The following is a 12065-nucleotide window of genomic DNA, read 5'->3' as shown; positions in this document are numbered from 1 at the left end:
TTATATTTGTATTATTGTTTTAAAATTAAAGAATAACTATCTTTTACTAGATAACTAGCTAAATTAACGTTTAATATGGTAAATACTTTCAAAATTAAAACATTAACATTTAGTTAGAACGATATTAAAACGAAAAAGAGGTACACATATGGAAAAGAACGAAAAACAAACGAAATTAACTTAAATAAAAGCGAAACTATTTGCAAATTGCTAGTAACAATTAGCGCTAGTATTATAGTAGCAATTAACTTAATATTTTTAATATGAATCATTATCTTAATAAATAATAAAATCACATTCAACTCAACAGAGATATTCTTAAGGAAATTTGCTCCATCAGCAAAATGATTTATATTTGGGTTTTTAATATCATCAATTATCATGTCTACATTAGTTATTCTATTTATTAATCTTAAAAAGATAAACTTATACTTGCCAGCATTATACTTAGCTATCTTCTTGGGTATTGCATCAACTATTAGAGCATTTGTCTCAGAATATTATGGCATATTGATATATTTACCAATTGGTTTATTAATATTAATACCTAGTGGATTTTTATATTATAAAAAAATTCAACTTTCTAAAAAAAATAAAAAGGTTATTCAATAATGAATAACCTTTTTATTTAACTATTCTTTGTTGAAAAATAATTCAAATATTTGTTCCTTGATAATTTTGGAAAATCTTTTCTACATTAGAAAGAATAAAATTATGGTCAGTATCAATAGTTTCTCTTAATTCTAAAGTTGTTATTTCAATTGGTCTCTTTGAATCTTGTGTTAAAGATTTAAATGTATAATCAAAGCATTTTTGTTGATCTAAAAAACTATATCTTACTTTTATCTCCGTAATCATTCTTGAGTCTAATTTTATTTCCAAAATACTGTAACTTTTCATTATTTGATTCTGCCTTTCTTTTAAGTTTTGCTACAGATTATTAAAGTTTTAGGGGAAATTTATTTTGTTTAATGTGTCATATTATACGGTTTTTCTATGTTATTAACGTGTTTTGTTAATTTTTTTTCTTCTTTCAAGTTCTTAATTTCTTTTTTAATTTTTTTCATATCATTATGAACTTTAATTAAGTATAAACTTGATTCATTATTAAACTCTTGGATAGAATCAATTACTTCAATCTTAGATTGTAACTGAAAGTTATAGAATGCTAATTTCTTATATTGCTTATTACCAACTGAAACTCAATAAATTAGAGAAAAAGTAATAAAGACTAAAAAAAGAGCTGGAGTAGCAATAATTATAAGTACATCTGCAATAAAATATACAAGATTACCATCATTATAGTTTGATTGAAAAAGAAAAAATTGCTTCAATATTTCAAACGAAATAGTGTGCTCTGGTGAATTAATATAGAAGTTAGCAATCTTCATAAATAAACCAACTATCGGGGTTATTAAGAAGATAACAAACACTGTAATCAATCAGCCGGACATATTTTTAAATTTTCTGTATATTTTAGAGTTATTTAACTCCGTTTTATCAAAGTTTGAGTTATTTCAAAATAAAGTATTACTCTTTTCGTTACTATCTTGGATATACTTCTCGTCCAAAGCATCTTTTATATTTTTTTGTTTATTAAAATTATCTAGTAGTTTTTTTGTATTAAGTGGTCCAGTTTCAAGTGCTTCAAAATGTTTTTCTTTGTATAAATTAGCTTTCTTATTCAAACTTTTTATTACGGTGTTGTCAGAAGTTGAGCTATTATTAACTGTTAATTTTTCTTCAAATTTTGTCTCATAGTTATTTTCATTCATTTTATTTATGAAATTACTATCAGCCATTCGTTTTTCTCTGTAATTTTCATTAATATTGGCAGTCTTATCTGAATGATTATTATTTTGTTGTTCTCTTACTATGAAATGTTGCTTCTGTTGACTTAAGTTTTGCTCACTTGATTTTATGTCAACTATGTTTTCGCTTTTCACATTGTCATACATATTTTGTGATTTATCTAGATTTTTATTTAGAAGTTCATTTGATATATTTTCTAATGAAACTTGTTCTTTTAAATTATGTTCACCTGAGTTGAACAAGTTTTCACGTGCCCGTTCTAGTTCACGATTATTTTCTACATTATTATGGAAAGTTTCTTGTGTATTTGAATTATTCAAAGTTCTTCTTGGAACATGGATGTTTTGACCTGGGTTAGAAAAATAATTTGATTTATGTGAAGCCATTTTCTCTTCTCAAATACCACTATTTTTCATATCAGTTAATGTTTCATTTACTGGCGTATTATTCAAATTTTCATATGTATTAAAACTTCTTCTTGGAGTAAAGTGTTTTTGAGAGTTAGGTGTTTGAAAATTTTCAATTAAACGAGTAGTTTCACTAGAATCAGTTATTTCAGAAAAGGTTATGTCTTTTTTGGGTATATATCTATCGAAATTTGATACATTCTGATTATTAGTTTCCAGACTAGAATGTTCGTCAAAATCAAAAAACTCGTTTGTGTTTACCTCACCAACTTCATCAAATAATGATTTAATGTAGGCGGTATCACCCAAACTTTGATTATGTATATTTACGTCCCCGATATTTTCACTTTGTGTTTTCTGTTTTATTTCAAATTCTCTAACATATCTTGAATCAATATTTAAAACCTCTTGTGTTAATATATTTTTGATTTTCAGAAAACTTAACTCTCCATTTGATATTTGTTTTGTTTGTATATCTAAAATAACTCAATTTTGATTATTATAGACTACTAACACCCCTATTTTAAAGCCCATATTACACCCCTTGTTTTTAGTATATATCAATGTATATTAAATGTAAAATGATTTTAATTTTAAAATTTCGTTTTTACCTTTAAGTGCGATAAAATATACATATAGTAAAAGAGGGTAAACAATGAAAGAAATACGAGTATACAATTATCAATATGATAACTTTAAACTTAAAGTTGGATTAATAGAAGAAAAAATTGCATATATCGGTTTTGAAAATGAAGATCTACTAAATTGATTTAAAACTGATGAGTTTGACATAGTTGAAACTAATGAAATTTTAGATAACAAACATTCAAATTTGCTTAATAGTTTCTTTAATAAAGAAATCTTGGATATAGACTTTGATGATTTATATGTAGTCGGTACCGAATTCCAAAAAGAAGTATGAAAAGAATTAATGACAATTCTTCCAGGTTCGACAATTTTTTGCAAACAATTAGCTGGAAAATTAAAAAGATTGGATTCAATTAGAGCTGTTACTAGAGCTGTACAAAAAAACCCAATATTATTATTGATTCCTTGCCACCGTGTTATACCTTATGAAAATGAGGAATACGCTTATAGGGCTGGTGAAGAATGTAAACAAATGCTGTTAGAATTAGAATCTTAGGAATGCTTTAAAACTAAAATTATTACAATTGATATTATTTCGATAAAAAAGATAATTGCCAAAGAGATGTAGATTATATTTACTAACTTGGCTTTTTTTGTTACATTTTTAACTTCTACATCGTTTAGTTTTTCATTATATTTATAAATATTAGTTCTTTCTTGGTGGCAATCTACGTGATATTTTTTCAAACAATCGTTTTCACCAAATATATCAGTTATAAAAGCAGAGTTTTCTTGAATTATTTCTTTGCAATAAAAACAAACTTCCATTGTACTACCTCACTAAAGAATAAATTATATATGCTGCCATTACAATAATAGAAATAACCAACATAAACAAAAATAATACATTGAACGCAGAAAACCTATTTAATTTATCTTTTTTTATATTTTTTTTATACTCTAAAATTTCAATCTGCTTGATATCACCAAATTTTTCGATATAACATTGAGTGTGATAATTAGCAATTTCACCCTCTATATTATCTACAAGAAATTTATCTTCTGCCGTTATTATTATTTTACAAACTGAACAATTCATACATCCTCCTTAAAAGAAAAATACAAAAAATAATGTATGTTAAATACTTATTTTTTGTATTTTATATTGTCATCAAGTCTTTTTCTTTTTCTTTTGCCAAGTCATCTAAAAGTCCTATATATTTATCAGTTAACTTTTGAATGCTATTTTCTGAATCCTTTTTTACATCTTCAGGAACAGAAGAATCTTTTTTGATCTTATCATTAGCATCTCGACGTTCATTTCTAACTCGTATTTTAAAAGTTTCTAATTCTTTAAAAACTTTTTTTACTAAATCTTTTCTAACATCCTCAGTTAAAGGTGGAATTTTAATTCTAATTAAATCAGCTTCTGACATTGGATTTAGTCCAAGGTCAGCCTTGTTTATTCCACTAATAATGTTACCAATTTGACTTCTATCATATGGTTTAACAACTATTTGTTGTGGTTCTGGTGTTGATATTTGTGATGTTTGTTCAATTGGAGTCATAGTTCCATAAAAATCAACCATAACACCTTTTAACATCAAAGCATTTGCTCTTCCTGTTCTAACTTTTGCTAAATAATTTTTGAAACTTTCGATAGTTTCTAACATATTCATTTCTGTTGTATCAATTAAACTATTTATCATGTTTAAATCTCCTTATTTAATAATAGTGGCTTCTAATTCTCCATGAGCAACTTTGATGATATTATCATGTCCATTCATATCGAAAACTACAATTTCAAGATGTCCATCTCTTGATAAAGTTGCAGCAGTTGAGTCCATAACCTTTAAATTATTTACTACTAAATCGCTATGACTTAATGAGTCATAAAAAACTGCTTCTTTGTTAGTGTTGGGATCAGAATCATAAACTCCCTTAGTACCATTTTTAGCCATTAGTAAAGCATCGGCTTTTATTTCGATTGCTCTAATACAAGCTCCAGTATCAGTTGTAAAGTAACTGAACCCTGTTCCACCAGCAAAAATAACAACGTAGCCTTCGTCTAATTTCTCTCTAGCATTTCTATAATTGTAAGCATTTGTAACTGTCTTGATTTCAAGTGAAGAGTAAACTTTAACTTTATCAAATCCAATTTTTCTTAAGGTTGCTTCAAATGCTAAAGCATTCATAATAGTAGCTAACATACCCATATAGTCAGCTTCAATTCTATGCAACTCAAGGGTACCTGCTAATTTACCCCTTCAAATATTTCCTCCACCAATAACTATTCCTACTTGTAGACCTTGGTTGGTTAATTCTATAACCTGTCGGGCAACATCACCAAGTTTATCCTTATCATAAATTTCTTCAGACCCTTTTAAAGCCTCGCCCGAGATTTTCAATAAAACTCTTTTAAATTTTAATGCCATATTTACCTCGCTTTATTGATTATAGCAAAAAATAAACTACATTTTGCTAAATCAAAAATAAAGTGTTAGTGGATAAAATTCAAAAGAGTTTAGTATACATAAAATATGAGTTGCTCAATTATTCCATTTCCATATTATTAACTTGGTTTTGAAAACGTGTTTTCAAGAACTTTAAGTTTTCGCAAATTATTGGAACAGTAATCATATAAATTACATAATCAAACATCGTATTAAATGTATTATAAATTAATGAGTAAACTAGTGTATTTTTTCACTCGAACGCATATGATGGATCAGAACCAATTGCATTAGGATTTAACCAAAACACAACTCCAGCAAGTACTCTTGATAAAAATATAATTATGATGGGTAATGTTATAAATCCACTTCAGAATATATAATTTTTAAATTTACTTTTTGTTAAGTTTGTAGGAACAAACAATGATGCTAATGCTATGCTACTAATTGGTATAAAGTAGTCCAATATATATTGATAAGCAGTATAAATAGCAGTTCCAGGCATAATCAAAGGAACAATACCAGCAATCAAACATAAAGTAATAGATTGTGTAAAAGTTAGTAAAAAAGTTCCAAAAAATAAAGGTATATATTTAATTGATAAAGTAATTCAAAATGGCATTGGTGGTATAAATCCACTAACATAAGACAAAATTAGGTAAACCCCTAAAAGAACACCCATTGAACAAATGTCGAATATATTTCATTTTTTTGGTTTTTTGATTAGTTTGATCTTTTTGATTTGCATAAGGTTAAAAATAACAAGTTCAATGTTTATAGAAAAAATAGCTAATCACAATGATTGTTTATCTCTTATTGGTTGTAATATATATTTCATTAGACTTGATAATGAAAGAATTAAATACATAATAAAAATTGCTATAAACATAAAACATATTAAAATTGTTTCACCAACATTAGGTGCCCTTGTGCCTCCGTCACTGTCAAAGATATTAACGGATAATAATTTTATTGTTCCAATGATTGATAGCGATAATACAAGTATACAACGTACTACAGTTAATAAAATTGATGTAAATAATAGTTTATCTTTAAAATATTTCTTCATAAAAATCCTCACGAAAAAGCAGATTTTTTATGTTTAGGTCTTCCTACGCTAGTATTAACTAGATCAGGTTCTAAGAGTATTTCTCAAACTTCTATTTAGAAGCTACCTCTGCCTTTTACAAATTAATTCTATAACAAAATAAAAAAATATCTCGTTATTTGAGATATTTTTTTATTCATTATTTTTAGTAGTTTCTTTAACTTCTGCCTCATTAGAAGAGATGTTATCATTTTTTATTCCGTTTTCCTTAACATCATTACTAGGTGTCTCTTTTTTCGTAGCTTTTGATGGTGTGCTTATATCTGTAGCTACAAGTTTAATTTCTTTTAATCTCTTAGCAAAGTATTCCTGTTGGCTCATCTCTTCAACTTTATGACCTGTTAATTCAACATTTTGAGCGAAGAATTGACCCAATACACTATTTTTAGAAAGTTTTACTTTTTTTAAGCTTTTTGTTCCTTCTAAATAATTTATAAAGAATTTGCTACTTTTTGTATCACTAATAATGTTATTGATCTTAGAATATTTGATACTTTCTCCCATGAACATAATTTGATCTTCTTCAAATATTATTCAAATATTTTGCGGCATAAACCCTAATAAAAAATATCAAACGCCGCACATTACAAATGCAATTGCTATAAAAGTAATAGTTAGAACTCTTGCTAAATCTGGGTTTTCTTCTAAAAAGAATTGCCCGAAATAAAACAACATCCCTAAAATCACTGCTACAAAACTTAAAGCTTGCATTCCTAATATCGTAAATAAACTTATTTTATTTATTAATTTTTTGTTTTGATTTTTTGTGAACTTATACATATAAATATATGAACAAGCAGCGGGTATAATAATTGATAATAATAATACTACAAGAAGTATTAATAAATTATTTTCTTTAAGAGAACCATCTGTTCCTCATGTGGCTGACGCTAATATCATAAAAACTATCCTTTCAACTGAGCAGCAACTTCAGCAGCAAAGTCTGTTGTCACCTTTTCAATTCCTTCACCAACTTCAAATCTAAACATTTGTTTTAAAGTTGCTCCTTTTGAACTTATAAATTTACCTACTGATTGTTTCTCATCCATTACGAAACTTTGTTCAAGAAGAGTAACTTCGGCAAGTTTTTTGCTCAATTTACCGTTCAAAATTCCTTCTGCTATATTTTCTGGCTTACCAGTAAGATCTGTGGTTTCTTTAATAATGTGCATTTCTGAGTCTTTAAACTCTTGAGGAACATCCTCTTTTGCCAAATATCTTGGTGCCATAGCTGCTGTATGCATACATATATTATACGCATCATCAGCAGAAATATCACCTTCAAATTGTAGTAAAACTGATATTCTGTTATTTGCGTGGTTATAGATTGATAAAGTACCACCTTCAGCAACAGATAATCTTCTTAACTCGATTTTTTCTCCAATAGTTGCAGTAGCTTCAATGCAAGCTTCTTTTATTGTTTGTCCAGAAGCTAATTTAACTTCTAATGCTTCTTCATGAGTTGTAACATTAGAGTTTAGAAGCGCATCTCCGATTTGGTTGATTAAACTCATAAACTTTTCGTTTTTTGAAACGAAGTCAGTTTCTGAATTAACTTCGAAAATAATTGCTCTTGAACCGTTGGTTTTAGCAAAAGCAACACCTTCGGCTGCTATTCTATCAGCTTTTTTAGCTGCCTTAGCAAGACCATTTTCTCTTAGTCAAACTATTGCATCATCAATAACTCCGTTTGTTGCTTCCAAAGCTTTCTTACAGTCCATCATACCAGCTGATGTGATTTGACGTAATTCTTTAATTAATTGTGGTGTAACTGCCATATATTTCTCCTTATTGATCAACAGAAACATTTGTAGCTGTTGAGTTTTCTTCGTTATTATCAGTTCTTGATGAATTAGTGTTGTAACTTCTTCCAGGTCCTGATGGTCTTTGACCTTGAGGTCTTTCTTCGCGTTTTTGTGCCACTACTTTTAGTGTGCTTGGTTGCATTTTGAACCCAGCAGCGTCTGCATAAACATCTACAATGTAGTTTGTTATTATGTTAACAGATTCTTGAATATCATCATTTGCAGGAATTACAAAATCTACCATATCTGGGTCGACGTTTGTATCACAAATAGCGATAACTGGAATTCTTAGCTTTCTTGCTTCTTTAACTGCTATTTCATCAGTTTTTGGGTCTACCACAAACATTGCTGCTGGTAATTTATGCATTTGTTTAATACCACCCAAAGTTTTTTCTAATTTCATTTTTTCTTTTTTTATTAAAATTTGCTCTTTTTTAGGTCTTAAATTAATTTTTCCTGTTTTTTCTTCGTTTTCTATGTTTCATAAAGCTTTAATACGTAAAGAGATGGTTTTCATATTTGTTAAAGTACCACCTAATCATCTTGAGTTTATATAAAAGTTTCCGCTTCTTAATGCAGCTTCTTTAACAGCACTTTTTGCTGATCTTTTAGTTCCAACAAAGATGATTTTTTCTTTTTTCATTCCAATGTTAGTAACGAATTTTTTTACGTCTTCTAACCTTCAAATTGTTTGTTGTAAATCAATGATATGATTTTTATTTTTTGCTCCATATATATATGGTTTCATTTTTGGATTTCAGCGTTTTGTTTGGTGTCCAAATTGCGCTCCAGCATCCCATAACTGTTCTCTTGTTAAATCTTTTGCCATATTTTTTGTTCTACCTTTCATGGTTTTATTCGTTAGTCTTCCATAATGGTTCGAACAACAACCACTTGTTTTATTAAAATAAACAAGCACTAGGTTGATGAATTCCCATATGTGATTGCATACCCATTAAATAAAATACACAACACTTTAAGTATAAAGTTTTTACTAATAAATATCAATAAAAAACCCATAGGGTTTTTTATATTTCTTTACTTTTTCTTTTTGCTTCATAGCAGCTGACTGCTCATTTTATGAATAGATAACTACTATAAATAAAGAAAGGCTGAATTAATGCACTAGCAAAGAAGGCAAATAACATATATAGTGGCATACCAACAGTTCTAAATTCAAAAAAACTATTTAAACTTTGAATTGGTAGCAATGTTATTGCGGTAACTAATATTGCTAAAATCATAAATGTTAACAGGTAGTAATTGAATTTATATTTATCGACTTTCTCAGATCTTTTCTTATACTTAATAGGTAAAAATGTATTGTTATATATTAATGCATAAAATATTGGTCCAAAAATTATTGCAATATACACACCAGTTTTCGCAAATTCTGCAGCGATTTCAGGTGTTTCATGAACCATTATAAGTGCTAATTGATAGTTTAAGATTGCAAAGAATGAGTTGAAAAGAGTTGTTAAGGTAATCTGCAAAATGATGCCTTTTAAAATACTCTCTTTTTTATTAAGTGGTGGCTTATTTTTCATTACCCCTTTTCTTTCTCTTTCCATTCCTATTGGTATTGCTATTATTGTTTCAACAATAAAAATATGGAATAAGATATTGACTGAACCGAGAGCTAGATTTTTATTGATTGCTAGTATTAGTAGGATTGTTATCATCTGACTAATATTTGAAGCAACTAAGAAAGAAATTGAGTACTTAATTTTTTCGTAAACGTTTCTTCCTGAATTAACACCTGAGATAATACTTTTGAAGTTATCATCTGCTAAAATAACATCACTTACTTCCTTAGCAACCTCTGTTCCACTTAATCCCATTGAAATACCTACATCAGCTTTAACTAAACTAGGAGTATCGTTAACTCCATCACCAGTCATTGCAACTATATTTTTTTGCTCTTGCAAATATTTAACAATGACCGCCTTATGATCCGGATTAACTCTTGCAAAAACATTAGTAGTTTTTAATTTCTCTTTTAAGTCTTCTGGAGATAATTCCTCAATTTCTTGACCAGTTATTACATCATTATGTTCATCATCAACTATACCAAGTCTATTGGCTATCTCATACGCAGTTATTTTATGGTCACCAGTAATCATCATTACTCTAATACCACCATCTCTTGCAATTTGAACGGCTTCTTTAACTTCTGGTCTTGGTGGATCAATTATTGCAACAACACCTAAAAATATCAAACTGTTTTCGTATCTTTCTTTTGGTTTAGAAATCGTTTTTGTAGCTAATCCTAAAACTCTCATACCTTGACTTGCATATTTATTAAGTGTTGTTGCTACGATTTCTCTGTCGTTTTCTGTTAATAATGTCACTTCTCCATCGATCAACTTGTGTGTACAATTTTTTAACAGATAGTCCAACGCTCCTTTTGAATAAACTGTTTTTTGGCCTTCAACCAAATTTAAAGTAGTCATCATTTTTCGTTTAGAATCAAAAGGAATTTCATCTAAGCGTTTATTGGTTTTTCTAATTTTTAAATAATTTACTTCTGCTTTCAAAGCTAAATCAATTGTCGCTAACTCAGTTGGGCTTCCAATTTTAGTTTTAGTTACGATTGCATCACTACAAAGTGAAATACAATTAAAAAGTTCTTTATTATCTGTGTATTTTATTTTATTGATCTCATACTCCCTAAAGTTGCAAAAAACCTTATCTACGGTCATTTTATTTTGAGTCAATGTACCGGTTTTATCTGTACAAATAACGTTAATGTTACCCAAAGTTTCAATTGACTTCGGATTTTTGATAATAACGTTCTTTCTTACCATCTTTTTAGTGGCAATCATCAAGCAAATTTTAACTATAATTGTTAAAGATTCTGGGATGATTGAAATTGCAGCTGAAACAGCGATTAACATAAGTTTATTTCATGGTCTCATATTTAATGATAATTCATCTCTCATAAACCATGACATTACAAACAATATAACTCCTAATATTATTGAAACCAATCCGATTATAGTAGTTAATTTTATAACTTTATTCTCTAATGGTGTTTTTTCCTTTTTGTGGGCAGTAATTTTAGTAGCTATTTTTCCTATTTGTGATTCACTCCCTGTACCAAAGACCACACCAAGCAACTTTCCTTCCATTACTAATGTGGACATGAAAGCAATATTTTTTTGATCTCCTAAAACTAAGTTATTTGAATCAATGATTTCACTAAATTTCAAAACTGGTTCATTTTCACCGGTTAATGCAGATTCATCTATCAAAGCCATTTGATTATCAATTATTCTAATGTCAGCAGGAACAAAATCACCTGCATTTACATAAACAATATCTCCTGGAACTAAATCTTCCACATAAACTTCTTGTTTAGTCGAACCACGTAGTGCAAGAATTTTTTGTTTTCCTTTTGAGTCTAATGAAGAAATATAATTTTGTGATTTTACTTCTTGAACTGTTGCAATTATAGAATTTATAAAAACTATTAGAGCAATTATGATTAAACCAACTATATCTGGTGCTGTCAAACCTCCAGATACTAAGGAAATAATTAATGATAAAAATCCTGCAAGCATCATTATCATACTTAAAGGATCTAAAAAGGTCTTTAAAAATATAATTAGAATGCTAGGTTTTTTTGATGAGGGAAGTATATTTTTTCCAAAAGTTTCTTGTCGATTTAAAACCTCCTCTTTTGAGAGTCCTTTATTAGGATCTACCTCTAATTTTTCATATATAGATTCATTTGATAACTGATACCATTCAAGATTATTATCTTGAACTTTTTGATCTTCATTCATGCTTTTCACTCCTTGAAACTAGAAATAATACTACTCTTTTAATTTATAAATGCAAACAAAAATGATGCGGAGAGCCTTCAAACTCTATAAGGATAGAAAAAATC

Annotated in this window: 13 protein-coding genes and 1 riboswitch; of the genes, 2 read left to right on the top strand and 11 right to left on the bottom strand. The window is 28.2% G+C overall.

Features of this window, described 5'->3' with window-relative positions; all coding sequences use genetic code 4:
- The first annotated feature begins 207 nt into the window (after positions 1–207).
- Complete coding sequence (locus tag ACI2WZ_RS01420; RefSeq protein ID WP_500245021.1) at positions 208–612, top strand: hypothetical protein; 405 nt, start codon at positions 208–210, stop codon at positions 610–612.
- 12 nt (positions 613–624) lie between these two features.
- On the opposite strand, the gene ACI2WZ_RS01415 is transcribed toward ACI2WZ_RS01420, so the two are convergent.
- Together ACI2WZ_RS01415 and ACI2WZ_RS01410 are read right to left on the bottom strand one after the other, a co-directional pair.
- Complete coding sequence (locus tag ACI2WZ_RS01415; RefSeq protein ID WP_500245020.1) at positions 625–900, bottom strand: hypothetical protein; 276 nt, start codon at positions 898–900, stop codon at positions 625–627.
- A 68-nt stretch (positions 901–968) separates the two neighbouring features.
- Positions 969–2753 (bottom strand): hypothetical protein, encoded by a 1785-nt coding sequence (locus tag ACI2WZ_RS01410; protein ID WP_500245019.1) that lies wholly within the window; start codon positions 2751–2753, stop codon positions 969–971.
- Between the two features lie 121 nt (positions 2754–2874).
- Here ACI2WZ_RS01410 and ACI2WZ_RS01405 point away from each other — a divergent pair, with 121 nt between their 5' ends.
- Positions 2875–3363 carry a methylated-DNA--[protein]-cysteine S-methyltransferase gene (locus ACI2WZ_RS01405; RefSeq protein ID WP_500245018.1) on the top strand — a complete coding sequence of 163 codons (489 nt, stop codon included), beginning with the start codon at positions 2875–2877 and terminating at the stop codon, positions 3361–3363.
- Here ACI2WZ_RS01405 and ACI2WZ_RS01400 read toward each other — a convergent pair.
- The 9 genes from ACI2WZ_RS01400 to ACI2WZ_RS01360 all read right to left on the bottom strand — a co-directional run bounded on the left by ACI2WZ_RS01400 (position 3360) and on the right by ACI2WZ_RS01360 (position 11961).
- A complete protein-coding gene (locus ACI2WZ_RS01400; RefSeq protein ID WP_500245017.1) occupies positions 3360–3635 on the bottom strand; it encodes a hypothetical protein in 276 nt (91 codons plus the stop codon). The two genes, ACI2WZ_RS01405 and ACI2WZ_RS01400, sit on opposite strands and share 4 nt — an antisense overlap.
- 4 nt (positions 3636–3639) lie before the next feature.
- A complete protein-coding gene (locus tag ACI2WZ_RS01395) occupies positions 3640–3906 on the bottom strand; it encodes a hypothetical protein (RefSeq protein ID WP_500245016.1) in 267 nt (88 codons plus the stop codon).
- 61 nt (positions 3907–3967) lie between these two features.
- Positions 3968–4516: a ribosome recycling factor gene (gene frr / locus ACI2WZ_RS01390; RefSeq protein WP_023789054.1), complete on the bottom strand. Its 549-nt coding sequence runs from the start codon at positions 4514–4516 to the stop codon at positions 3968–3970.
- A gap of 12 nt (positions 4517–4528) precedes the next feature.
- The gene (gene pyrH / locus ACI2WZ_RS01385; RefSeq protein ID WP_023789053.1) at positions 4529–5242 is read right to left on the bottom strand and encodes a UMP kinase; all 714 of its coding nucleotides are present in this window, start codon (positions 5240–5242) and stop codon (positions 4529–4531) included.
- A 118-nt stretch (positions 5243–5360) separates the two neighbouring features.
- Positions 5361–6329, bottom strand: coding sequence for an energy-coupled thiamine transporter ThiT (locus tag ACI2WZ_RS01380; protein ID WP_500245015.1), 969 nt, complete (start codon positions 6327–6329; stop codon positions 5361–5363).
- A gap of 23 nt (positions 6330–6352) precedes the next feature.
- Positions 6353–6449, bottom strand: a riboswitch (TPP riboswitch).
- 51 nt (positions 6450–6500) lie between these two features.
- Positions 6501–7268, bottom strand: coding sequence for a hypothetical protein (locus ACI2WZ_RS01375; RefSeq protein WP_023789051.1), 768 nt, complete (start codon positions 7266–7268; stop codon positions 6501–6503).
- A gap of 5 nt (positions 7269–7273) precedes the next feature.
- Positions 7274–8146, bottom strand: coding sequence for a translation elongation factor Ts (gene tsf, locus ACI2WZ_RS01370; protein ID WP_500222730.1), 873 nt, complete (start codon positions 8144–8146; stop codon positions 7274–7276).
- 10 nt (positions 8147–8156) lie between these two features.
- Positions 8157–9002 carry a 30S ribosomal protein S2 gene (gene rpsB / locus ACI2WZ_RS01365; RefSeq protein WP_051372148.1) on the bottom strand — a complete coding sequence of 282 codons (846 nt, stop codon included), beginning with the start codon at positions 9000–9002 and terminating at the stop codon, positions 8157–8159.
- Between the two features lie 199 nt (positions 9003–9201).
- Entirely contained in the window at positions 9202–11961 is a 2760-nt protein-coding gene (locus tag ACI2WZ_RS01360; protein WP_500245014.1) for a cation-translocating P-type ATPase, read from the bottom strand.
- Positions 11962–12065: the final 104 nt, after the last annotated feature.

It is taken from the genome of Spiroplasma endosymbiont of Megachile willughbiella (assembly GCF_964273395.1).
GTDB classification, from domain to species: Bacteria; Bacillota_I; Bacilli_A; order Mycoplasmatales; family Mycoplasmataceae; genus Spiroplasma_A; species Spiroplasma_A apis.
Note: the sequence above shows the minus strand (reverse complement) of the source record. Positions and strands in the feature narration are given on the sequence as shown.